Raw genomic sequence first — 23,149 nt, 5'->3', positions numbered from 1 at the left:
CACAAGCGAAACCCCCCGCACCCGCCTCACCCTCGCCGCCACCACCTATACCGCCGCTCACCCCCGGCCACGGCGTGATCGGGCCCGTCATGGCGCCGCGTGGGTCAGTTCGGTGAGGGCGCGGGACGTGGCCAGCACGGAGGCGAACGCGGCGACCAGCGTGGGGTGGTAGACGACGTCGAACACCTCGTCCGGCTCGCCCTCCGGCATCGTCCGTACGGCGGGCATCGCGCCATCGGGCTGCTGCGCGGCGGCGAAGCCCTCCCAGGCCCGTTCGTCCAGGGTGGGCCGGGGCAGGCAGGCGTCCACGACGAGGAGTTCGCCGAGCAGGTCCCAGCGCTTGAGGTCCAGCCAGTCGTCGATCCACACCGGCAGCCAGGTCGCGAGGTAGTCGGCGATGTCCGGCGGCAGGGCCTCGGGGTGCTCGCCCCAGTCGGTGAGGTGGAACACCGTGTGGGTGACGTCGTAGGCGATGTGCCCGCTGACCGTCCAGGGTTCGGGCCTGCGGGCCAGCCAGGTGGGGCCGACCAGGGCCGTCTCGGGCGTGCGCGGCGTGAGGCCGAAGCGGCGCTGGAACGCGGCCAGTCCGAGGCGTCGAGTCGGGTCCAGTTCCAGGGCCGACCAGCTTTCGAGCCGGTGGTAGAGGACGGTGGCCCGCTCCACCTCGGGCTCGCTGTAGCCGAGTTCCTTGTACGGGAGGTACACCTCGAAGGGGATGGGCGACAGCGGCTCGACGCGCTGGCCGCGCACCAGCATGCGCCCGCCGTCCAGGGTGTGCCGCCAGGTGTGGTCGAGGAGCTTGCGCGCCAGGTCGGCCTGCTGGGAGCCGGCGACGCCCTCGCGGAACAGCACCCTGCAGATCAGGGCCAGTTCACCGACGGGCTTGAAGCGCTCCAGGAAACCCACCTCGGGATCGACGTCGGTCTCCAGGCGGAAGCCGTCGCGGTGGTTCCACAGCCACTCCAGGGCGCGGACACCGACAGTGTGCATCAGTCGGGTGTCGGTCATCCGGGCACTCCTTGTCCCCCGTGGCGGGTGTGCGTACGGCTCACTTCGGTGTCGTCGTGGGTCGCGCCGGTGAGGCGCTTGAGGGTCTGGGCCGCGGCGAAGGCGGCCATCAGGGTGGAGTGGTAGCAGTGCAGGAAGTCCGGCTCCGGGCCCGCCTCCCTGTCCTCCGGGACAGCCTCCTGGGGGAGCGCGCCGGAGTCGTGCCGCGCCCGCGCGATCCGGGTCCAGGCACTGCGGAAGGCCGCCAGGTCGGGCGGATCGGGCAGGCTCGCGGCCACGACCAGCAGTTCGCAGCTCAGGTCCCACATCCCGGCGTCCAGGCAGGTGTCGAGCCAGGACGGCAGCCAGTGGGCCAGATAGGCGGCCACGTCCGCGGGGACGCCCTCGGGGTCGCGGCCCCAGTCGGTGGCATGGAAGACGACGTGGGTGAGCGCGTACCCCGAGGAGCGCTCGAACGTCCACGGCTCCGGCAGTCCGCCCAGCCAGGTGCGCCGCAGCACCTGCGCGGACTCGTCCGGCCGGTGGATGCCGCTGCGCCGCTCGGCCTTCAACACACCGAGCCGGCGCGTGGGTTCCTGTTCGGTGAGCCGCCAGCCCCGGGTGCGGGCGGTCATGGCGGCCGCGGTCTCGTACCCGGCATGCCGCAGCCCGGCCGCGGCGAAGACGGAGTAGACCTCCAGGGGGTACGTCGCGAAGGGCTCCAACTGCTGGAGGCGTACGAAGAGTTCGCCCCGGCCGGTCTGCTGCCAGGCGAACCGCAGCAGGTCGGACGCGCACGCGTGCAGCGGGTCCGACGGCGCCAGGTGGGACCGTACGCTCTGGCAGGTCTGGGCGAGTTCCCCGAGCGGTTTCCAGGTGACGTCCACCTGGCCGTCGGCGGTGAACGCGTCCTCGCCCAGCGCGAAGTCGCCGCGGTGCGCGGACAGCCACCCGAACGCCGCGGCGCCCACCTCGCGGATCTCCCCGATGCCCATGGCTGTCATACGAGTGCCCCGGCGGCCCGCATGACCCGTGCCGCCTGTACCTGAAGGGCCACCCGGGGGTCGGCGCCGCCCATCAACTCGACGAAGTCCAGGCCCGTTTCGAGACCGAGGGTGTCCGGCACCCCGTCGAGCAGGGTCAGCCAGCGTCCCGCTCCGGCGGCCTGCTGCCAGTCCCGGCGGCGTACCGCCCGTACGAAGCCCCGGGCCACGTCGACCGGGCGGCGCCGGGCCGCGCGGGTCACGGCGCAGTCCTCGCCGGGGAGCGCGAGGGGCGCCAGTACGGCGAGTTGGTGCGTCAGTGTCTGCCAGGGCGCGTCGTCGAGCCAGCCGGCGTCGGGTTGGGGGTCCGTCTCCACGGCGGGCGGGCCGTTCAGCGGTGTGTCCAGGCGCCGCAGTGTGCGGCGCATGGCCCAGTGACTCCACAGGACGGTGGGTGCCGCATCGGGGCGCGGCGGGAAGGCCTCCACCGTTCTGCGGAACACGGCAAGTGCCTCCGGGGCGGGCGGAGTCGGGAAGAGGACGTGCGGCAGCAGCAGGTCCGCTCCCAACACCCGTACGGCCGCGAGGGAGAGGCCGCCCTCGATGTCGTCCACCGCCATCGTGCCGGACATGCGCACGTGGTCTCCGCCCCGAAGGGCGGAGACCACGTCGGACGCAATGTCCTGCACCGCGCCCTGCAACAGGGCCGAAGTGCCTGACTGGTCCATTCAGTCGCTCCCGTCGGTCCGCTCAGCCCTTCTTCGGGCGAGGGGTCGGCGGGGACAGCAGCAGCTTGGTGTCTGCGGAGAGTAGCGCCAGTGCGGCGCACTCACGGCTGTCGCGGAAGACGCCGTCGGGCTCAGCGGGGTCGAGTGCCGCTTCGAGGTCGGTCCGCACGCCGGTCGTGTCCTGGATCGCCTGGTCAATGGAAGGCATATCACCATCTCCTCTGGGGTCAGCCATAGCCTCCACAACCAGAGCACCACACAGTCACAAAGCGCGCATCTTTTCCCACAGGCTGCCATACGTAACTTGTTCAACAGCCCCGCCGCCTTGTCCGCCGAGCAGGCACAGGAGGATCTGACGGTCAGTTCTCCTGGAGCACGGAGAGGACGTTTCCGGCGGGGTCGGTGAACCAAGCGATCGCCGTGGGTCCGCCGTCGCCGACCCGGACGATGCCCTTGTCGTCGTGGTCGAATCCGGAATAGCGCTCAAGAGTCACGCCACGCCGCGTCAGTTCGGCGACGGCTGCCTCGATGTCGTCCACGGGGAAGTTGAGGATCGTGAACGTGGCGGGGGTGTGCGTCTCCTTGGGGTAGACGAAGACCTGAGCGCCGGTGCCGAGCTTCATGGTCAGCATGCGCATGTCCCCTTCGCCGCTCTCGTCGACGTCGAGGCCGAGTGTCTCGCCGTAGAACCGGCGGGCCTGTCCGAGGTCGTCGACCGAGAAGCCGCTGAACGCCTTCGATTGTCCGAGCATGCCGGGTGTCTCCATTCAGGGGTGAGCCGTACGGACATCTCAGGGCACACCACGAGCGGCCACGCTCGGGCACACGCCACGCGGAACGACGTCCGGATGGTCGCGCACCGTTCACTCCCGGAGTGCGTGTGCCTCGGCGAGGAGGAGGTAGCTGCTGGCGGTCCAGGTGTAGGCGCGGTCGCGCAGGCCCGTTCCGGTCAGGGCGTCGAAGTTCTCCGCGAAGCCGTGGGTTTCGCACAGGGCCCGGAAGCGGGCACTGATGTCGTCGGCCAGCCGGTGGTGCCCGGCGCGGCGCAGGCCGTCCTCGATGAGGATGGTCGCCGGAGCCCAGATGGGGCCGCGCCAGTAGCCGTCGGCGAGGTAGTGCGGTGAGGTGGGCAGCTCGGTGGCGAGGCCGTACGGCGTGAGATGGGCCTTGATGTGGTCGGCCAGCGTGCTGCTGATCTCCTCGGGCAGATGTTCGCCCAGCACGACGGGCATCAGGTCGAGGAGGCCGGCGCTGCTCCAGGTGTCCCCGGTGGCGACTCCCTCGGCGACGAACCTGCCGTCGGCCCAGAGCCGGTCGAGCAGCGCCGCCTGGACGGTCCCGGCCGCCCGCGTCCACCTGTGCACCTCGTCGTTCATGCCCAATTCCCTTGCCACGTCCGCGAGTTCATGGAGCTGGAGGACGAGGAACGCGGCCAGGTCGGCGGTGACGATGACGCGCTCGGGGTCGAAGGTGGTGGCGTTGTCCCAGCCGCTGTCGTTGCCGTGCTGGTAGTGGGGCAGTACGGCCCCCGGGGCCCGCCGCGCCGTCAGCCAGAACTCCGTCCAGCGCTCCAGGCGCTGGTACGTCTCCCTCATCTGCTCCTGGCTGGGAGGTGTCGGCAGCCGACGGCGCAGGCGGCTCAGAGCCCAGCCGTGGATGGGGGGTTTGACGAAGTTGTAGAGGACCTCTGAGTGCGTGACCGAGTCCGGCAGCGCGCCGCTCTCGTCCTGGTGGTCGAAGGGCAGGGCGAACTGGTCCAGGGCCAGCTCGGGACAGCCGGGGGCCAGGGCGAGGGCGTTGAAGCAGTGGTCCCAGCTCCACACCTTGTCCATCCAGTGCTTGGACATCAGCACGGCGGGCCGGGTGACCAGGCCGGTCGGTCGTACGGTCGCCGACCAGACGACGTAGGCGGCCAGTTCGGCGGCCGGGGTGGCGGACGAGCGCCACGGGGCCACCGCGTCGACGAAGTGCGCGAAGGACTGCCGAGCGGACTCCACGATCTCGCCGAAGGTCGCCGAGGACGTGTACGGCGGGCGCGCGGTGTCGAGTTCCTCGATCGCGATCTCCCAGGCACCGCCCGCCTCCGCCGCCACGACGAGACCGCGGTCGGCGCTGCCCAGTCCCTGGGCGGCGGATGTGCCGGTGACGACGCCGGACAGCACCGTGATCCGGTAGCGGCGGCCGGTCTCGTACGACGTGAACACGTGGGCGTCGGCTGCCGGGTCGTGGAAGAAGTACGTGCCGCTGAACGGGGTCAGCGCCTGCGCGGCGGCGGACACCCGGAGGTCCATCCCGCTTCCCCGCAGGCGCACGGTGTCCGGCGACTCGTAGCCGAGGTCGACGCGTCCGCCCGCGCCGGTCCAGCGGAGCAGGGCCGGTGTCGCCTCGACGCCGGTCTCGGCGCGGGCGCCCGTCGCCGGGTCCAGGGGGACCAGGCTCAGGACGGGGTGCATGCCGTTCTGGTGCGAGACGAGGTGGAGGTCGTCGGCGTAGGTCTTCTCCGCGACCACGGGCGAGATGTCGAACCAGGATCCGTAGGTGCTGAACGGAATGTCGTGGACGGAGAAGGCCGGGCCGGATCGGGCGGCGGTCATGAGGCGTGACTCGTTTCTCGAGCAGGTCGGACCGGCCGACCGGGGTGCGGCCGGCCGGGTCGAGACGGGATGGTGGAACTCAGTCTTTGACGGCTCAGTCCTTGACGGCTCCGGCGGTCACGCCGGCGGCGACATAGCGCTGGGCGAGGACGAGGATCACCGCGGCGGGCAGCGAGGCCACGACGGCGGTGGCCATGATGGCGTTCCACTCCTGGTTGTTGTTGCCGATGTAGTGGTAGATGCCCAGGGTGATCGGCTCGTGCGGACCGCCGTTGACGAGGGTGCCGGCGAACACGAAGTCGGACCAGGACCACAGGAACGCGAACAGCGACACCGTGACGACGGCGTTGCGGCTCATCGGCAGCACGATCGACCAGAAGGTGCGCAGCGCGCCGGCTCCGTCGGTCTTGGCGGCCTGGAGCAGTTCGCCGGGGATGCCGGACATGAAGGCGGTGAAGATCAGGACCGCGAACGGGACGGCCAGCGTGGAGTCGGCCACGATCAGGCCGGGAACGGACTGGAGCAGGCCGAGCTGGAGGTAGATGGCGTAGAAGCCCATCGCCATGATGATGCCGGGGATCATCTGGGCGGCGAGCAGGACGAAGCTCAGCAGGCCGCCGCCGCGTGGGCGCAGCTTGGCCAGGGCGTAGCCGGCGGGTGCGGACAGGGCGACGGTCAGCACGACCGTGCCCAGGCCGATGACGAGGCTGGTGCCGAGGTAGGGCAGTTGCTCGTCGAGGACGGTGCGGTAGCCGGCCAGGGTGCCGTGGGTGGGGAACAGGTCGGGCGGGCTCTTGCGCATGTCCTGGTCGCGGGTGAAGGACACATTCAGCATCCAGTAGACCGGGAAGAGCATGATCGCGGTCAGCAGCAGGCCGGTGGCCGTCTTCCACCACGTGCGGTTGGTGCTTCGGTTCATGACAGCGCCTGCTTTCGCTGGACCTTCATGTAGATGAGGCCGAACACCAGGGCGGCGACGACCAGCAGGTTGCCGACGGCGGCACCGGGCCCGAACGCGGGCAGGAGGTTGCCGAAGCCGAGCTGGTAGGACCAGGTGGCGAAGGTGGTGGACGACTGCGCCGGGCCGCCCTTGGTCATGATCCAGATGATGTCGAAGACCTTGAGCGTGTAGATCAGGCCCAGGAGCAGGGTGATCGCGGACACCGGGCGCAGCAGCGGGAACGTGACGCGCCAGAAGCGCTGCCAGGCGTTCGCCCCGTCGAGGGCGGCCGCCTCGTACAGCGAGTTCGGGATCGACTGCAGGCCGCTGTAGAGCACGACCAGGTTGAAGGGGACGCCGATCCAGATGTTCGCGATGATCACCGAGGTCAGCGACCACGACGGCGAGGTCAGCCAGTTCACCGGGTCGATGCCCACGAGGTCCAGGGCGGCGTTGACGATGCCGGAGTCGCTGTTGAGCATCCACGACCAGGTGGACGCGGACACGATCAGCGGCAGCAGCCAGGGCACCAGGAAGAGCGCGCGCAGGGTCGCCGACAGCCGGAAGTGCTGGTTGAAGAAGACCGCGAGGGCCAGGCCGATGGCGTACTGGAAGAGCAGGCAGACGGCGGTGAAGACGACGGTGTGCAGCAGTGCCGGGGCGAAGGTCGGGTCGTCGAGGACGGTCCGGTAGTTCTTCAGGCCCGTGAAGGGCGCGTCACCCTGCACGAAGGAGCGGACGGTGTAGTGGCGCAGGCTCAGGTCGAGGTTGCGGTAGAGCGGATAGGCGTAGAAGAGGACGAGGTAGAGGGCCACCGGGGCGAGGAATCCCCAGGCGGCCCACTGTGTGGAGGTGGGCCGGCGCGGCGACCTGGCGCGGGCCGGAGGCGGGGCGGTGGTGGCCGCCCCCTTCCGGGCGGACACGGACGCGCGGTCCGGCAGCTTTGTCATGTGATTCATCTGCGGTCCGGGGGTGCCGGCTACTTGACGGCGGACTGGGCCTCGGCCAGTGCCTCCTCGGGCGACTTGGAGCCGCTGAGGGCGGACTGGACGGCCTTCCACATCTGCTCGGAGATCTTGGGGTACTTGGTGCCCAGGTCGTCGCTGGTGCGTCCCTTGGCCGACTTGACCGCGTCGACCCACGGCTTCAGCTCGGCGTTCGCCGCCACCTGCTTGTCCTGGACCTCGCCGGTGGGGGCCACGTAGGAGAGGGTGGTGTCGGTGTCGTAGATGTTCTGGGCGCTGGTGAGGCAGGTCGCCACCTTCTGGGCGGTGGCGTAGCGGCCGGTGTCCTCCTGGACCGGGAGGGTGACGAACTCGCCGCCGGTCGGGGCGGCGGCGTTGCCCCCGTCGGCGCCGGGGATGGGCAGGACGCCGTAGTCGAAGCCCGCCTTCTCGGCATTGGCGAGCTGCCAGGTGCCGTTCTCGGCGAAGGCGTAGTCGCCGCTCGCGAACTCCTGCCAGCTCGTGGTCTGGGTGTTGTTGATGACCGAGTTGGGCGCGTAGTCCTTCTTCATCCAGTCGGTCCACAGGGACAGCGCCGAGACGGCCTCGGCGGAGTCGAGTTCGGTCAGCTTCGCGCCCGCCCCCCAGAACCACGGCAGGAACTGGAAGCTGCCCTCCTCGGTGCCGATCGCCGAGAACGTGATGCCCTTCTTGCCGGCCTTCTTGACCTTCTCCAGCGCCGCCGTGAGCGACTTCCAGTCCTTGACCGAGGCTATGTCGACCCCGGCCTCCGTCAGGACCTTCTTGTTGTAGTAGAGGGCGAGGGTGTTGGCGCCGATCGGGGTGCCGTACGTCTTCCCGCCGGACTGTCCGGCCGCGAGCAGGTTGGGGTCGACCTTCGAGGTGTCGAGCTTGTTCTCCTCGGTCGTGGTGAGCACGCCCGCCTCGGCCAGGGTGGACACCACCGGGTTGTCGACGATCAGCACGTCCGGGGAGTTGCCCTGCTGCGCCGCCAGCAGCGTCTTGTTGGCCAGGTCGCTGGTGTCGAATCCGGTCCGCTTGATCTTCACACCGGCTTCGGTGCCGCACTTGTCGAGCAGCTTCACCCAGTCCGAGTCCTTGGCGAACTGCGGGTACGGGTCCCAGATGGTGTACGTGCCGCTGTCGGCGCCCTTGGCGTCGCTGCTGCCCGAACCGGAGGAGCAGGCGGTGCCGACGACGGCGACGACGGTCGACAGGGCAGCGGCGACGAGGGTCCGTCGTCCGGAGGAGCTGTGCATGGCGGGTCCTTCGTTCTCGGCATGGAGGTGCCGTGGGAGGGGCGATGTAGGGGAGGCGGGCACGTCGAAGTGCGACGGTGCGGCAACTGGCGTACTCGGGAAGGGAGGAAGGGACAGGGAGCGGTGATGTCGTCAGGCGCCCGGGGCTTCGGCGGACGGCCTGCCGGCTGCGGGCCCGGTGCTGGCCCGCAGCGAGATAGGAGGCATGAGCAGATGGTGCCTGGGCGGCGCGCCGGGATGGTCGAGCCGTTCGACGAGCAGTTCGACGGCCAGGTGCCCCATCTGCGGCGCCGGCACGTCGGCCGCCGTGAGCTGCGGGGTCACCGTCTCCGCCCAGCGGCCGGCCACGACTCCGGTGACGGAGAAGTCGCGCGGCACATGGCGCCCGGCCCGGGCGAGCCCTCGGTAGAGGCCGCCCAGGGCGGCCTCGTTGAGCGTGACCAGGGCCGTGGTGGCCGGGTCGTCATGCAGGATCCGCTCCAGGCAGGCCTGGCCCGAGGCGGCATCGTCCCCGCAGCAGTACGTCCGCACCGTCAGCCCGCGCTCGGCCGCGGCCTTGGTGAACCCGTCCAGTCCCCGGTGCGCCGACTCGTATCCCGCCCGCAGCAACTGCTCGGGCCGGTTGACGAAGGCGACCCTGTGGTGGCCGAGGTCCGCGAGGTGGTGGACGCAAGCGGCCGCCAGCGCCGTGTGGTCCAGGCCGACCCACCAGCCGCCCTCCGGATGGGCGGTGCGGCCGATGGCGACGGCAGGGAAGTCCAGGGCGGCCAGGTGATCGACCCGGTCGTCCTCCAGCCTGATCTCCATGAGGATCGCGCCGTCGACGCGCCGCTCCCCCAGCAGCCGCTGGAACGAGCGGTCGCTGTCCACACCGCTCGGCGACAGCAGCACGTCGTAGTCGTACGCCGCCGCGGCCTCCACCACGCTGCCGATGAAGTCGAGCTGCATCCCGGTGTAGTGGTTGCCGGCCGGCGGGAAGACCAGGCCGATGGTGCTGGTCCGGCCGTTGGCCAGGGCGCGTGCGCTGGCGTTGGGCCGGTAGCCCAGCTCGTCGATGACCTCCTGGATCTTGCGCCGGGTCTCGTCCGACACCGGGCGCTTGCCGCTCAGCGCGTAGGACACGGTGCTCCGCGAGACACCGGCTCGCCGGGCGATCTCACCGATGTTCACGTGGGACTCCTTGCTCGAAGATCTCGAACCGGTTCGACACCTTGAAGAGTGACACCCGGTCGTCGAACCGGTTCGCGTGAAGTGAAGGTAGGAACCGTCCGACCGCCTGTCAACACCTCTGACCGCACTTGCGCGAACCGACCGAGGACTCGGAGATCCTTGTGTCCAAGGGATTGCTGGTCGATTGTCTCGGTGCTAGCTTCGCCGAACCGGTTCGATGAAGTGATCCTTCCGGCAGCAGCGGGTCAGTTCCTGACAGGCACCGCAGGCCAGGGCGCGGTCATCCCCGCCGCCCGGCATTTTCTTGAGCCGCCGACCGCCGGATGTCGAACCGGTTCGACGCATACTCGGGCCGCCCGGAACCCCTTACTCAAGGATTGAGGACGCGATCCATGCCATCCGCTGACAGACACGCCCGGCGCCGAGCCCCGGCCGCCGTGGCACTGACCCTCGGCGCGGGCCTGCTGGCCGCACCCGCCGTCCCCGCTCAGGCGGCCGAGCCACCCCAGCCCGCCGCCCACTACAGCTTCGACCAGGACGACCTCGCCTCCGGAAAGATCACCGACAGTTCCGGCAACGGCCTGACGGCGACCCTGGTCAACGGCTCCACCGCGCAGTCCGTGGCGAGCACGGACGGCGGCAAGGCGCTGGCCCTGCCCGGCGGGGCGCACACCTCCGACGGCGCCTACGTCCGGCTGCCCCGCGAAGTGATCGGCGACGCGACCGATCTGACGGTCTCCGCCCGCGTGAAGTGGAGCGGCGACAAGTCATCCTGGCAGCGGATCTTCGATCTCGGCACCAACACCACCAAGTACCTCTTCAGCACCCCGTACAACGGCGACGGGCTGCTGCAGACGTCCGTGACGACCGGCGGTGGCGGAGCGGAGGCACGGGTGCGCGGCTACGCGATGCTGCCCGCGAACGAGTGGCGGACGGTCGCCGTCACCCTCGACACCACCGCCGGCCGGCTCACCACCTACCTCGACGGCGTGGCGGTCTCCTCCGCCGCGACCGGCATCAAGGCCAAGGAGCTGCTGGACGACTCGGCCACGGCCGCCGGCTACCTCGGCAAGTCCCTGTGGCCGGATCCGCTGCTCAAGGGCGCGATCGACGACTTCACCGTGTGGCACTCGGCCCTGAGCGCCGAGCAGATAGCCGGTACGGTCGAGTCCGTGCCGACCCTCCAGGAGCTGTCGAAGACGTCCTTCGACGTCCGGACCACCACCGGAACCGCCCCCTCCCTCCCCACCGCCGTCCGCTCCTCCTTCTCCGACGGCTACGACCGCGACACGCCGGTCACCTGGGACGCCGTACCGGCAGAGAAGTACGCCCGGCCGGGCACGTTCACCGTGGCCGGAACGGCGGCCGGGCGGGACGTGCGGGCGACCGTCACCGTGGTCCGCGAGGGGCAGCTCACCGTCGACCTCGGCTCGGACACCGGCGCGTTCCACGGCGGCGCCTCCGGCACCCTCTACGGCCTGTACGGACCGGACGTCCCCACCAACAACCTCATCGAGGGCATGGGCCTGCGCACGGTCTCCACGAAGGCGCAGGACGGCCCGCAGCACCCGGGGGCCGACGCGCTGGAGGTGGTCAAGCCGCTCGCCGACTCCACCGACGGCGATGTCTACATCTACATGACCGACATCCACCGCGGCTTCCCCTACCAGTGGCCCGGCGACACCCCCGAGGAGAAGCTCAAGCTCTACAAGGAGAAGATCGCCGAGCAGGTCGACCAGGTCCTGAAGCTGCCCGAGGAGTACCAGGACAACATCGTCTTCGTGCCGTTCAACGAGCCCGAGGGCAACATGTTCGGCACCGGCGAGTGGAGCTACAACAAGGTCAGTTGGCTGAACGACCCCGACGACTACTTCGCCGCCTGGGACGACGTCTACCGGCTCATCAAGGCGAGGATGCCGGACGCCCGCATTGCCGGCCCCAACACCAGCATCCTCTACAACCAGGTGAAGGGCTTCCTCACCCACGCCCTGGCCGCGAACACCTTCCCGGACGTCATCACCTGGCACGAGCTGAGCCACCCGGAGGCGGTGCGCACGAGCGTCGCCAAGTACCGGGCATGGGAGAAGGAGCTGTTCCAGGGTACCGACCGCGAGGGCACCCGACTCCCCATCAACATCAACGAGTACGCCTTCAACTACCACACCTCGGTCCCCGGCCAGATGATCCAGTGGGTGTCCGCGATCGAGGAGTCCAAGGTGGACGCCGACATCGCGTACTGGAACATCGACGGCAACCTCTCCGACTCCGCGGTGCAGTCGAACCGCGCCAACGGCCAGTGGTGGCTGCTGCACTCGTACGCCTCGATGAGCGGGCACACGGTCAAGGTGAACCCGCCGTTCCCGGGCGAGAACTACACCATGCAGGGCGTCGCCACGCTCGACGAGAAGAAGAAGCAGTCCCGGCTGGTCTTCGGCGGCTCCACCGGCAAGGGCCACATCACCTTCGCGGGCGTCCCGAAGTCGGTCTTCGGCAGCCAGGTGCACGCCTGGATCCGGGAGATCGAGTGGAGCGGGCAGATCGGCGACAACTCGGGCCCGAAGCTGCTCGCCGAGCAGAACCTGAAGGTCGGTGACGACGGCACGGTGGACGTCGACTTCGGCGACGGCGCGCTGCCGACGCTGAAGGAGTCCTCGGCGTACGAGATCGTCCTCAGCCCGGCCGGGAAGGCGAAGGACACGCAGTCGCCGCCCGTGCGCTGGCAGGGGTCGTACGAGGCGGAGGACGCCGCCCACACCGGGTCCGGCTACTCGAAGAACGGCCCGGAGGGCTCACCCCGCGACGTGTCGAAGTTCTACACCTCGGGCGGTTACAACGTGGGCGGCCTGCGCACCGGCTCCGACGTCACGCTCGACTTCACCGTGGACGTACCGCAGGACGGCACCTACGACCTGAGCGTCTTCGCCAACTCCCTCAACACCTTCGACAAGGTGAAGGAGCAGGGCCCCACCAACGTCTTCCTGCGGGTGGACGGCAAGGCGGACAGCGAGCAGGAGCTGCATCTGCCGCTCGGCTACAAGTGGGTGGTGTGGGACCACACCGACACCAAGGTCAAGCTCACCCGGGGCAAGCACACCCTGACTCTCGCCGCGAAGAGCCTCGACGGCGAGCGCGCCACCAAGGGCGACGCCATCGTCGACCGCCTCACCCTGTCATTGCCGGAGGCCTCGGCCGGCACGCAGGTGTACGAGGGCGAACTGGCCTGGCTGGACGGCGGCGCGCGGCCCGTCTACGACCTGCCGAAGCAGGCGGCCACGGGTTCGGGCGCGGGCCGGCTCAAGAAGGGCCAGACGGCCACGTTCTGGGTCTACTCCCCCGCCGACCGCGAGGCCACCCTCACGGTCGACACCCTCGACGGCACGGGCGCCCGGCTCTCCGTCAACGGGCACGACGTGCTGCGCCTCGCCAAGGGCCGCAGCAGCGTGGCCGTCTCCCTGTCGGGCGGCGTCAACAAGGTGACGCTGACCGGGGGTTCGACCGCCACCCTCGTCGACCGCCTCACGGTCACTCCCACCGAGGACATGCTCCCGGCGCGTACGTACGAGGCCAAGGACGCCGACCTCGCGGGCTCGGCCGCGCTCACCCCGCTCTCGCTGGCCACCGAGGGCACGGCGATCACCGGCGTCGGCGGCGAGCCGGGCAACGGCAACACCGCCACCTTCACGGTCACCGCCGACCGGCCCGGCCTGTACGCGCTGCGCATCCGCTACTCCAACCCCGAGCAGGCCGAGGCCACCCACTACAACCCGGACCCGCTCGCCCGGCACGCCGACATCACCGTCAACGGCGGCGAGAAGCGGCGCGTCGGCTTCCCGCACAGCTTCCACCAGAACAACTTCTGGGAGCTGACCGTCCCCGTCCAGCTCACGAAGGGCCAGAACACGATCACCTTCCGCTCCGAGGAACTGCCGAACTTCGACGGCACCACCTACGCCTCGGACACCTTCCCCGGCGTACCGTTGCGCTCCCGCTACGCACCCCTGATCGACCGGATCACGATCGCGCCGTACGCGCGCGAGGCGCGCTGAGATCATCACCACCGGCCCCGAGTGCCGCATGCCGAGGACGTTGTCGGCATGCGGCACTCGGCAGAAATCTCTAGCGGCATACCCGAAACCTCAGATGCAGTACTCCGTCGCCCTGGATGACCACGCGGGGATCCTCCAGCAAGTGCTGCCCGTCGACACCGCCGAAGTAGCGCTTACCCGACCCGAACGTCACCGGCACCACGTCCACAGCGACCTCGTCCACCAGGCCGGCCGCGAAGGTCTGGCCGCCCACGTCACGGGACACCACGACCACATGGTCACCCATCGGTGGATGGCCCTCCCAGCCGTTCACCAGGGTCGAACAGGTGGCGGCCCATCACGATGGTGCCGATCGAGTCTTGCACAATACCCTCCCCCTCCCTCCCGGATCTTGTCGCCGCGAGGGGCGACCAGGCTTGTAAATCAATCGGCGGGCATCGGACCGCTGTCCGGCGGAAACCGCGGGGCGGCGGGGAATCGGCGCCGCAGGGCCAGGTATTGCGCCGGGGTGTGGCCGATGAAGTTCTTGAATCCCCTGCTGAAGTGGTCCTGGTCGAAGTGGCCCGCCGTATGGGCGAGTTCCGACCAGTCGACCGGGCGCAGGGCGTTGAACCGCGCGGCCAGGTGACTGCTGCTCACCCCGGCGGCATCGGTCAGCGCGGCGACCGGGACCCATCGGTCCCGCAGCTCGCTCGTCGGCACGCCGACGACTAGTGACATCCCCCAGGGCTTGAATGTGACGCGGCGCCCCGGTCAGGCAGTAGATGCCGTCGATGAACCGGTCGAGCGGCGGGGCATGCACACGAAGGGTCAGCGCGCGAGGCATTCACGCAGGCCCCGGCCCTCTACGGGAATCTTCGCCAGTGGAACCGGGTTGCTTGCTGTCACACGATTACAGCGGGGAACCGCGTCCGCTGCGGGGAGGGGACGAGAGCCGATGAGCCTTCGTCAGTTCGAGTACGCCCTGGCCATCGCCGAGGAGGGCTCGGTGACGGCCGCGGCGGAGCGGCTGCGCGTTGCTCAGCCGTCGGTGTCCCAGCAGATCCGCGGGCTGGAGCGGGAACTCGGCGTGCAGCTGTTCGCCCGTACGCCGACCGGACTGGTGCCCACTGTGGTCGGCCGCGCGTTTCTGCGGGAGGCGGAGGTCGCGGTGCGCGCGGCGCGGCGGGCGAGGTCGACGGCGCGGGCCGGTGCCGATGAGCTGGTGGGCGAGCTGGTGGTCGCGGTGCAGATGGGGTTCGGCACGCGGCAGTTGCCGGGCGCGCTGGGCGCGTTGCGCCGCCGCTTCCCGCGGTTGGAGGCCACCGTCTTCGAGGAGCCCAGCTCCGCCGAGCTGGAGCGGCTGTGCCGCCGGGGGGTACTGAACCTCGCCCTGATGGCGGCGTGTGAGCGAAGCCCCTCCGACGCCCACCACCTCGGCGACGAGGAGTTCGTCGTGGTGCTGGGCGCCGCCCACCGGCAGCTCACCGCGGACCGGGTCGAGCTGCGCGACCTGCAGGGCGAGTCATGGGTGAGGTTCGACCGGGACAGCGCGCTCGACGGCGTACTGCTGAACGTGCTGCGGGACAACGGTCTGACCCCGACCACGGCCGCCCGTGTGTCCCAGACGGCGACGGCCGTGCGCTGGGCCGCCCACGGGCTGGGGGTGACGCTCGTCCCGGCCTCCGCGGTGCCGAACGGTTACGAGCACCTCGTTCGCCCGGTGTTCCCGGCCGTCTCCCAGCCCGTCATCGCCGTGGTCCGACCCGGATCGGGCCCCGCGGAGGCGGCCCTGCTCGACCTCCTGCGCAAGGAGACCTGGTCCGAGTCCGCTTGATTCCTCCGCGATTTTCCATTGCCAAATCCGGTGTTTTGGAATTCCGTTGGCATCACCCCCTGGGGAATTCGCCGCCGTCCACGACGAGATTGCTTCCGGTCAGCCAGCTCGCCCGGTCGGACACGAGGAAAAGCACCGCGTGGGCGATGTCGTCGGGCCGGCCGTCGCGCCCCAGCGGGGTGGTGTCGTCGGCGTTGGTCTGGCTCGGCGCCACGTTCATGCGCGCCCACTCCTCCCGCGTCGCCTCCCCGCCGGGGGTGGCGACTCTGCCGGGAGTCACGGTGTTGACCCGGATTCCGGACGGGGCCAGTTCCAGGGACAGTCCCCGGCTGTAGGTCTCCAGCGCCGCCTTCGCCGCCACGTAGTGCAGGAACGGTCCGATCGGGGTGAGGACCGCGGCCGAGGAGACATGCACGATCATCCCTGAACGCCGTTCCCGCATCCCCGGTACCAGCAGCGAGTCCAGCCGCACCGCCGCCAGGTAGTTCAGGTCCAGCGCGTCCTGCCACTCCTCGGCGGGGATGGCCGAGGCGCCCGCGTGAGGCCGGCCCCCACCCGCGTTGTGGACCACGATGTCCACCCCGCCGAGCATCTCCTGCGCGGCCGCGGCGAGCTTCTCCGCGCCGGCCGGTGTCCGCACGTCGGCCTCCACGAAGGCGGCCCCCTCCGGCACCGTGCGCGTCGCCGATCTGGCGGTGGTGAGCACCTCGGCACCCGCATCCAGGAATTGCCGCACGACGGCCGCCCCGATTCCGCGAGAGCCACCCGTGACCAGAGCCCGCTTTCCCGCGAGTTCCCGCGTTTCCGATCCGCTCTGAATCGTGGTCATGCCACCGGTCCTCTCGATCGTGTAATTGTGGTTTCACGCTACGAGCGGAGAAGAACGAGAGGCAAAGACGAAATATCAGGAGGAGCTATAGGGAGTTCCTATAGCACCTCCGTCCCTCCATGGGACACGGCGTTCCTCGACAGGTCAGTAGGGCTCGCGGAGGGTCGGGCCGAACATGCTCTGCAGTCATCTCGCCGAAGTCGATCGAGTCAGACCCGCGTAGCGGTGCGCCACTCCGCCGGGAAGCAGGTATTCGGCCAGCAGGTTGCCGGCACGGCGGGACGGTAGCCCCATGTCGTGCAGGAGTTCGTCCGCGCAGTGGATGTCGTAGGGTCCGAAGTCGTAGCCGCCGGAGCCGGGCAGCACCTGCTCCTGCCAGGCCAGGCGAGCGTCGATGGCCGCCTGCATCTCCTGCTCGCCCGGGGTGGTACGCAGCGCATCTCGGAAATGACAGGCCAGCCAGTGCGCGGTGAGTTCCACGCCCATGATGTTGTTGAAGACCTGCCGGAAACCGACGAACCCCAGATGGTCGGCGCTGGGTGGCACGATGCCTCGGTAGAGCCGCAGCCGCCCGGCGGCATCGTGCACGCGCACGCTCGAATCCAGGAACGGGAAGACTTTGTGGTGCCCCGTGGCGAACACGATGACATCCGCCGCCACTTCCTCGCCGGTCGCCAGTCGAAGCCCCTCGTTGGTGTACGCCTCGACAGCACTGACCTTGGCGGCGATCAGGCCGCGGCGGACCGCCCGCGCGTATCCGCGTGGCATCACGCCTGCGTGGGCCAGGTGGAAGGGGAGCGCGTGAGCGGGCCGCAAATGCTTCGGCAGCCGGTAAAGCCCGCTGGAGAACAGCATGTCGCGGGCGATGAGCCACCACAGAGCCCGCTTGACCCGCTCGTCGATGCGGTCGATCGGACGGATGCAGGCGGGATCGTGGTAGCGGGGCAGGAGCGCCTCGCCGAGCCGGGTGAACAGGATCCACTTGTAGCCGACCAGACCGAGCAGAAGCCGCTCGGGGACCATCCAGTTCACCTTGCGCTGCACGATGGTGGCCGACACCGCCTCGCGTGCGGCGCGGGTGATCAGGTCCAACGCGGACTTGCCGCCGCCCACAACCACTACGCGCCGGCCTGTGAATGTCCCGGCCCGCACCTCATTGGAGTGCAGCACGCTCCCACGGAACAACTCACGCCCGGGCAACTCGGGCAGCCGGGCATGATGATGAGCCCCACTGGCGACAACGACGTAGTCGAATGATTCGCGATGAACGTCCGCCGCCTTGTCCCCAGCGGGCCGAACGTCGACCAGCCAACCGCACGCACCCACCCGCCCAGGCCCGTCCACCGGCCGGATGGAGGTCACCTCGGTGCCGGGTCGGACGCGGTCCAGCACACCGAAGGTCTTTGCGTAGTCCTCCAGGTAGCGTTGCGTGTCCACCGCGGCGGCGAAGTGCAGGCGGTTGGGCAGATCCGCGAACTCGAAAAGCCGGAGCGCGGCCTGATTGGCCAGCCCGTCATAGCAGCCCTGTGCTGACCAGATCCCGCCGACCTGCTGGTACTTGTCGAAGACCGTGACGTCAAAGCCGTTCTCCAGCAACACCTTGGCGGTGACGATCCCCCCGGGGCCGGCCCCGACAACGCACGCTCTCATCAGCTGCCACTCCCCCATGGTGATCGCCGCGTCCAGCTCGCTCATCGCTCGCTCATCATCCCGGTTGCGGACCTCCATGCCCAGGTGCATGGCCAAAGGGCCTGAGACATCGGAAGCTGACGGTGACGACGACACCCCAGGACACGACGTACGGGGTCAACGACCGAGTCAAGGGCTGCTCCTCAGCCAAGACCCCACCGGCCTCGAAGCCAACCCCAATCTGGGGCGGCACCGGCCTCGTCGGGGCCGGCGTCCCGCACTCATCGCCAAGTACGGGCGATTCATAAACTGACGGGAATCTGACGTGCCGGGCAGTTCCGACCGCCCGGCACGTCACATGCCCCTAACCTGACGAAGGCAGGGCCATGAGTGACATCGACTTACGAATACGGCACGCAGCCGACCACGCCCTACGGATGCGGTTGATCCTGCTCTCCACGACGTGGCTGGGCGTGCCCCTCCTCGCCGTACTGCTCATCAACATCGTCGACGTCACGGACGGGCTCCTCGTCTACTCGATCACCATCGCGACGTGGTGGACCGCGTACTACAGCGGGCAGTCATGGAAGAACCCAGACCGGATCAAGGCACTACTCGACGACACGGAATCCCCGGTCGTGGTGTTGCGCACGCTCCGTGGCTGCTTCGTCGTCCTCACAGAACGCCGCATCCTGGTGCTGACCTACAACAAGCTCCTCGACACCCCCACCGGCCTACTGCGGTCGGCCTGCCTGGACACGACGTCTGCCGAACTCCGGTCGGACGGACGCCTCCTGACCATCACGGAAGGAGAGCGCCGGATGGAGTTCCAGGTGGCCGAGAGACGCAGGAAGACAACAGAGGAATTCGTGTCCGAACTCGGATGAAAAACAACGGGCCCAGTCTCCGCCGCCGTCGGTACGAGGCACATCCCGAGTGCCTGCTCAAGGGGCATCAGCTCCCCGACGGGATGACAAGTGGCGTTGCCCAGAGCGAGATCGCAGAGGCCAAGTCCGATCACCCGCCGGTGGCAGGCAGCCCTGCTTGCCCCATGCGACCATGACCCGCCCCGTTGCCCTCTGTCTGGTGTCCTGCCCGGGTAAGGGCAGTAAAAGCAGACGAGTCGGGCTGTGCACCGGGTTCTCAGCCTTGGACACTCCCATTACGGATGCCCCTATAACGGGCGATCGGTGCAGCCCGTCCTGCCCAGGTTGCGGTGCAGGGCGGCGTTGGCCTGCCGGTCGCCGCCATGGTTGAGCCGGCGCGAGGTCCAGCGGCCCGAGGAGCACTCGACGGGACTGACTCCGCACAGGGCGGCGAAGGACGCCTCGGTGTTCAGCCGCTCGAGGTTGTCTCCCATGGTGATCAGGAGAGTGACGGCACTGTCCGGACCGATACCCACCGGTGTGAGCCGTTGTGGGGCATGAGTTCGCGCTGCAGGCCACAGGCGCCGGGACGGAGCAGCAGGAGCACCCCTCCGCGTGGCAGCTTGAGGGACCTGCCGCCGCTTCCACCTGGCGGCTGAAGGGGGCAGCCAAGCCACCGCCCCGGGGAGAGCCGGAGAGGGCGGCTCCGGTGAGGCGATGGGACGACCCCAATGCGCCAGCCTGACCAGAATGCGCAATACATCGGACGCAGCGATTGGGACCCGGGCGCTAATAGCCTTGGGCAACTCGACGAGGATGGAGGGTGCATGGCCGGGTCAAGCAGGCTCGACGGCAAGCGGGCTCTGGTGATCGGTGGGGGCGGGGCAGGGATCGGCCGCGCCATCGTCCGTGCCTGCGCAGCCGCCGGGGCGGGAGTGGCAGTGGCTGACGTGGATGCCGCAAGGGCGACCGAGGCGGTAGACGAGTTGCGGGCGGCCGGACACACCGCCCATGCGTTGAGCGGCGACGTCCGTTTCCGTGAACAGCTCGAAGACATGATCGTCGGCGCGGCCGAACGACTCGGTGGGCTGGACACCCTGGTCACGGTGGTCGGCGGGCAAGTGGCGTTCGTGCCCGCGGTCAAGCTGCACGAGATGGAGGACGAGGACTGGGACACCGTCTATGACGTGAACCTGCGTTACGTCGCTCGCGCCGTGCGGCGCGTGCTTCGGCTGTTCCTGGAACAGGGAATCGGCGGGAACATCGTCAGCATCGGCTCGGTCACCGGATTCATGGCCGCGCCGAAGCAGGCCGGATACGGCGCGGCAAAGGCCGGCCTTTACAGCCTGGCGCGCACTGTCGCGGCCGAGTACGCAGCCGACGGCATACGGATGAATGTCGTCGCGGGTGGGGCGATCAGCACTGCCGTCGGCAACACCAACCCCACCGGCGAATGGCTCCCTGAGATTCCAGCAGGCCGCTTCGGCACGGCAGAGGAGATGGCCGCTGCGACCGTCTACCTTGCCTCGGACGAGGCGCGCTACGTCACCGGCCAGCAGATCGTGCTGGACGGAGGAGTCTCGGTCCGCGGGCCGTTCCCCGAATAGCCACACATGGCGATGCGAGACGACCTGAGTGGGAACTTGGAGGGTTGACGACCTACGTCGCCGACGTCATCGCCGTTGTCGATCAGCTGGCGCTGCAGCCGCCCGGCCTGGTCGGCCAGTCGCTGGGCGGGCACACAGCCATGCTCACCGCCGCCGCACACCCCGGACTCGTCCGCGCGCTCGTGCTCGTCGAGGCCGGCTCCGGCGGTCCAAACCCGAACAGCCCCGCGGACATCGGCGGATGGCTCGACTCGTGGCCGACACCGTTTCCCTCACGCGAAGCTGCAGCCGCATTCCTCGGCGGTGGACTGGTCGGCGCCGGCTGGGCGGCCGGACTGGAAGAACGCGACGGCGGATGGTGGCCTCGCTTCGACCGCGAGGTGATGGTCCGCTCGCTGGCGGAGAACGCCCAGCGTTCTTAGACAGTAGAAGTCCGGACTCCGCCGAGAGCGTGACGGCGCGGACTTGGTCGCCGTCTCTGTACGTCAAGCTTCCCGGCACACCACCGACGGCCGGGGGGAGTCCCCACGAGACAGCCTGCACTCGCCCATCGGATAGGCCCTCATACCCGGTACCCGCTCCAGACCGCGCGGGATGCCACGGCGGCGAGCCGGGGCCCCTCTGCGCCGTGGTGCCACTGCCCGCCGGCCAAAGGAAGCAGGGCGATGTTGGGTAACCGAGCAGCCGCAGGCTCGGGGGATCAGCCGCGGTCGAGCCGCGGCAGCGACGCACAGAGGCGCTCGGGCAGTTCCGGCAGGACTTTGTGGATCCCGGCGCACCCCGCATCGCCGTTCGTGGCGACCGGCCGCCAGCCCGAGGACTCGGCCCGGTAGAACCAGCGCTGGGAGACGCCAGAGGAGGAGCATCCGGCGCCGGCGTCACCGCACGCCGGCCCCATCCGGGTCGACAGGTCCAGCACCAGCCACGTGTCGTCGCAGCCGCGTTCCTCCCAGCTCGTGTACTTGGGGATGTCCGTGTCGTTGACCGCCTGCCGGTACGAGGACGAGGCGCAACGCGGCGGTGTGGGATCGCAGCCGTTCTCACCGCATTGCCGCAGGGCGGGTGGCGTGGCACCGACGGAGGTGTACACGTCCATGCTGTTCACCATGACCCTGCGGGAGCCCAGGGACTCGCCCAGCTTCACCGTCGCTTTGACCCGCCGAGTGCCGGTGCAGCCGGAGTCCTGGTCCTGGGAACGGGTCTCGTACGTGACCTTCACGTAGACCGTGCCGTGCTCGACGGTGTCGAGCTCGCCGCGCAGGCCGCGCACGCAGTCGCGTGCCCCGTCGGGTACTTCGGCATCGACCACCAGAGACCGGCCGCCGTCGGCGGTACGGACGCCGTCGATGCGAATCGGAGCGGCGAGCGTCCAGGCGGCGGCCGTTGCCGCGCCAGTCGCTTCCTCATCGGTCCCGGCGGTCTTGGAACCGCAGCCGGCGAGGACCACCAGGGCCGCGCAGAGCACGACCACCCATATCCCCCGCTGCCACATGCCATGCCCCATCCGCCGAAGAACCGCAGCCTAGCGTGCCCCCGGGTGTCCCTCACCGTCTCCTCCCGAACCGCCTGCGGGGCAGATCCAGGCCGAGCACGTCGTCCAGGGCGTGGAAGAGGCTGCATTGAGGTACTCGTGGTCGTAGCGGCGCATGAAGGCCACCTGCACCCGGCGGTGGCCGAGCCGCTGCTCGGCCTCCAGCACACGCAGTGCGGAGACGGCGTCGGGGGTGAGGGGCTTTTCGCACAGGACGGGCAGATCGTGCTCGAACGCGGTGAGCAGTGCCGCCTCGTGGGCGACGCCCGGGGAGGCGAGCACCACCGCGTCGACGTCGGGTGAGGCCATCGCTTCGGCGACGTCGCCATAGGCCGCGCATCCGTCGACGTCGGCGGCGACCGTCTTGGCGCGATCGATGTCGACGTCGACGACGTCGGCCACAGCGACTCCAAGGGAGGTGTGGTGGGTCATGTGATTCCTTGCCTTGGAGGTTGGGGGGGCGGCGGTGACGGTCAGCCGTGGGCCGGCCGAACCCACGCGGGTCCGGCCGTGCCCCGGGGCGTACCCGTCACCGTGTTCCCTTGGCGGCGAACGTGGCGACGGTTGCGACGTTGGCCTTGTCGACGAAGGCCGGGCCGGTCAGCACGGGCGCGACGCCGCCGCCGCTGTAGTTGCCGTTGTTCTTGTAGAGCCAGAGGGAGTCGACCGCCAGGTAGCCCTGCAGATAGGGCTGCTGGTCGACGGCGAACTGGATGCTGCCGTCCTGGATCGCCTTCACGAGTTCCTTGTTGAGGTCGAAGGTGGCGACCTTGGCCTTGCTGCCGCCGTCGGACACCGCCTGTGTGGCGGTCAGCGCGACCGGGGGCGGCGAGGGTGACGACGTAGTCGATGGAAGGGTCCTGCTTGAGCTTGGCGGTGATGGTCGACTGCACGGACGGCATGTCTGCACCGTTGACGAACAGGCTTTCCGTCGTGCCCGAGAAGCCCTTCTTGACGCCCGCGCAGCGTGCCTCGAGGGCGACCTGGCCCTGTTCCTGAATGACACAGGCGACCTTCTTGGCACCGAGGAACTCAGCTTCTTCCCGACCGCCTCGCCCGCGGCCCTCTCGTCCTGGCCGAAGTACTCGAGCAGGCCCTGCTTCTTCCAGTCGTCCACACCGGAGTTGAAGCCGACCACGGGGATACCGGCCTGCACCGCCTCGGCCACGGTGCCCTTCATCGCGCCGGCTGTGCGGCTC

The 23,149-nt window shown here is 69.4% G+C and carries 18 protein-coding genes and 5 pseudogenes; 5 read left to right on the top strand and 18 right to left on the bottom strand.

What is annotated here, in order from left to right; genetic code table 11:
* Nucleotides 1–87: 87 nt before the first annotated feature.
* From ACP4J3_RS27715 to ACP4J3_RS27670, 10 genes are all read right to left on the bottom strand, one after another.
* Nucleotides 88–1,008 carry a DUF6895 family protein gene (locus tag ACP4J3_RS27715; protein ID WP_426538765.1) on the bottom strand — a complete coding sequence of 307 codons (921 nt, stop codon included), beginning with the start codon at nucleotides 1,006–1,008 and terminating at the stop codon, nucleotides 88–90.
* Complete coding sequence (locus ACP4J3_RS27710; RefSeq protein WP_426538764.1) at nucleotides 1,005–1,991, bottom strand: DUF6895 family protein; 987 nt, start codon at nucleotides 1,989–1,991, stop codon at nucleotides 1,005–1,007. The genes ACP4J3_RS27715 and ACP4J3_RS27710 overlap by 4 nt, the downstream gene beginning before the upstream one ends.
* Nucleotides 1,988–2,698 carry a hypothetical protein gene (locus tag ACP4J3_RS27705; RefSeq protein ID WP_426538763.1) on the bottom strand — a complete coding sequence of 237 codons (711 nt, stop codon included), beginning with the start codon at nucleotides 2,696–2,698 and terminating at the stop codon, nucleotides 1,988–1,990. The genes ACP4J3_RS27710 and ACP4J3_RS27705 overlap by 4 nt, the downstream gene beginning before the upstream one ends.
* 22 nt (nucleotides 2,699–2,720) lie before the next feature.
* Nucleotides 2,721–2,906 carry a hypothetical protein gene (locus tag ACP4J3_RS27700; RefSeq protein ID WP_426538762.1) on the bottom strand — a complete coding sequence of 62 codons (186 nt, stop codon included), beginning with the start codon at nucleotides 2,904–2,906 and terminating at the stop codon, nucleotides 2,721–2,723.
* Nucleotides 2,907–3,057: 151 nt separating this feature from the next.
* Nucleotides 3,058–3,450 (bottom strand): VOC family protein, encoded by a 393-nt coding sequence (locus ACP4J3_RS27695; protein ID WP_426538761.1) that lies wholly within the window; start codon nucleotides 3,448–3,450, stop codon nucleotides 3,058–3,060.
* Between the two features lie 111 nt (nucleotides 3,451–3,561).
* Nucleotides 3,562–5,292: an amylo-alpha-1,6-glucosidase gene (locus tag ACP4J3_RS27690; protein ID WP_426538760.1), complete on the bottom strand. Its 1,731-nt coding sequence runs from the start codon at nucleotides 5,290–5,292 to the stop codon at nucleotides 3,562–3,564.
* A 94-nt stretch (nucleotides 5,293–5,386) separates the two neighbouring features.
* A complete protein-coding gene (locus ACP4J3_RS27685) occupies nucleotides 5,387–6,211 on the bottom strand; it encodes a carbohydrate ABC transporter permease (protein WP_426538759.1) in 825 nt (274 codons plus the stop codon).
* Nucleotides 6,208–7,191 (bottom strand): carbohydrate ABC transporter permease, encoded by a 984-nt coding sequence (locus tag ACP4J3_RS27680; RefSeq protein ID WP_426538758.1) that lies wholly within the window; start codon nucleotides 7,189–7,191, stop codon nucleotides 6,208–6,210. Before ACP4J3_RS27680 ends, ACP4J3_RS27685 begins: the two co-directional genes overlap by 4 nt.
* 20 nt (nucleotides 7,192–7,211) lie before the next feature.
* The gene (locus ACP4J3_RS27675) at nucleotides 7,212–8,456 is read right to left on the bottom strand and encodes a sugar ABC transporter substrate-binding protein (protein WP_426538757.1); all 1,245 of its coding nucleotides are present in this window, start codon (nucleotides 8,454–8,456) and stop codon (nucleotides 7,212–7,214) included.
* Nucleotides 8,457–8,588: 132 nt separating this feature from the next.
* A complete protein-coding gene (locus tag ACP4J3_RS27670; RefSeq protein ID WP_426538756.1) occupies nucleotides 8,589–9,626 on the bottom strand; it encodes a LacI family DNA-binding transcriptional regulator in 1,038 nt (345 codons plus the stop codon).
* A gap of 392 nt (nucleotides 9,627–10,018) precedes the next feature.
* On the opposite strand from ACP4J3_RS27670, the gene ACP4J3_RS27665 reads away from it, so the two are divergent.
* Complete coding sequence (locus ACP4J3_RS27665) at nucleotides 10,019–13,672, top strand: LamG-like jellyroll fold domain-containing protein (protein WP_426538755.1); 3,654 nt, start codon at nucleotides 10,019–10,021, stop codon at nucleotides 13,670–13,672.
* Nucleotides 13,673–13,742: 70 nt separating this feature from the next.
* Here ACP4J3_RS27665 and ACP4J3_RS27660 read toward each other — a convergent pair.
* Together ACP4J3_RS27660 and ACP4J3_RS27655 are read right to left on the bottom strand one after the other, a co-directional pair.
* Nucleotides 13,743–14,031 (bottom strand): annotated as a pseudogene (locus ACP4J3_RS27660) (dihydrofolate reductase family protein); the annotation flags it as partial.
* Nucleotides 14,032–14,095: 64 nt separating this feature from the next.
* On the bottom strand, nucleotides 14,096–14,392 hold the full coding sequence (locus ACP4J3_RS27655) for a hypothetical protein (RefSeq protein ID WP_426538754.1): 297 nt from the start codon (nucleotides 14,390–14,392) through the stop codon (nucleotides 14,096–14,098).
* Between the two features lie 217 nt (nucleotides 14,393–14,609).
* On the opposite strand from ACP4J3_RS27655, the gene ACP4J3_RS27650 reads away from it, so the two are divergent.
* Complete coding sequence (locus ACP4J3_RS27650; protein ID WP_426538753.1) at nucleotides 14,610–15,488, top strand: LysR family transcriptional regulator; 879 nt, start codon at nucleotides 14,610–14,612, stop codon at nucleotides 15,486–15,488.
* 52 nt (nucleotides 15,489–15,540) lie between these two features.
* On the opposite strand, the gene ACP4J3_RS27645 is transcribed toward ACP4J3_RS27650, so the two are convergent.
* Nucleotides 15,541–16,317 carry an SDR family oxidoreductase gene (locus ACP4J3_RS27645; protein WP_426538752.1) on the bottom strand — a complete coding sequence of 259 codons (777 nt, stop codon included), beginning with the start codon at nucleotides 16,315–16,317 and terminating at the stop codon, nucleotides 15,541–15,543.
* A gap of 186 nt (nucleotides 16,318–16,503) precedes the next feature.
* Nucleotides 16,504–18,012, bottom strand: coding sequence for a flavin-containing monooxygenase (locus tag ACP4J3_RS27640; protein ID WP_426538751.1), 1,509 nt, complete (start codon nucleotides 18,010–18,012; stop codon nucleotides 16,504–16,506).
* Between the two features lie 320 nt (nucleotides 18,013–18,332).
* On the opposite strand from ACP4J3_RS27640, the gene ACP4J3_RS27635 reads away from it, so the two are divergent.
* Nucleotides 18,333–18,833 carry a hypothetical protein gene (locus tag ACP4J3_RS27635; RefSeq protein WP_426538750.1) on the top strand — a complete coding sequence of 167 codons (501 nt, stop codon included), beginning with the start codon at nucleotides 18,333–18,335 and terminating at the stop codon, nucleotides 18,831–18,833.
* A gap of 326 nt (nucleotides 18,834–19,159) precedes the next feature.
* Here the strand turns inward: ACP4J3_RS27635 and ACP4J3_RS27630 are convergent.
* Nucleotides 19,160–19,348 (bottom strand): annotated as a pseudogene (locus tag ACP4J3_RS27630) (transposase); the annotation flags it as partial.
* 291 nt (nucleotides 19,349–19,639) lie between these two features.
* On the opposite strand from ACP4J3_RS27630, the gene ACP4J3_RS27625 reads away from it, so the two are divergent.
* Nucleotides 19,640–20,419, top strand: a complete 780-nt coding sequence (locus ACP4J3_RS27625) for an SDR family NAD(P)-dependent oxidoreductase (RefSeq protein WP_426538749.1) — start codon at nucleotides 19,640–19,642, stop codon at nucleotides 20,417–20,419.
* An 8-nt stretch (nucleotides 20,420–20,427) separates the two neighbouring features.
* Nucleotides 20,428–20,838, top strand: a pseudogene (locus ACP4J3_RS27620) (alpha/beta fold hydrolase); the annotation flags it as partial.
* A 281-nt stretch (nucleotides 20,839–21,119) separates the two neighbouring features.
* Here ACP4J3_RS27620 and ACP4J3_RS27615 read toward each other — a convergent pair.
* From ACP4J3_RS27615 to ACP4J3_RS27605, 3 genes and pseudogenes are all read right to left on the bottom strand, one after another.
* Nucleotides 21,120–21,911 (bottom strand): hypothetical protein, encoded by a 792-nt coding sequence (locus ACP4J3_RS27615; protein ID WP_426538748.1) that lies wholly within the window; start codon nucleotides 21,909–21,911, stop codon nucleotides 21,120–21,122.
* A gap of 129 nt (nucleotides 21,912–22,040) precedes the next feature.
* A pseudogene (locus tag ACP4J3_RS27610) lies at nucleotides 22,041–22,382 on the bottom strand (Gfo/Idh/MocA family protein); the annotation flags it as partial.
* A 97-nt stretch (nucleotides 22,383–22,479) separates the two neighbouring features.
* A pseudogene (locus tag ACP4J3_RS27605) lies at nucleotides 22,480–23,136 on the bottom strand (substrate-binding domain-containing protein); the annotation flags it as partial.
* Between the last annotated feature and the right edge of the window lie 13 nt (nucleotides 23,137–23,149).

Source organism: Streptomyces sp. UG1, assembly GCF_049974585.1.
In the GTDB taxonomy this organism is placed as follows: Bacteria; Actinomycetota; Actinomycetes; order Streptomycetales; family Streptomycetaceae; genus Streptomyces.
Note: the sequence above shows the minus strand (reverse complement) of the source record. Positions and strands in the feature narration are given on the sequence as shown.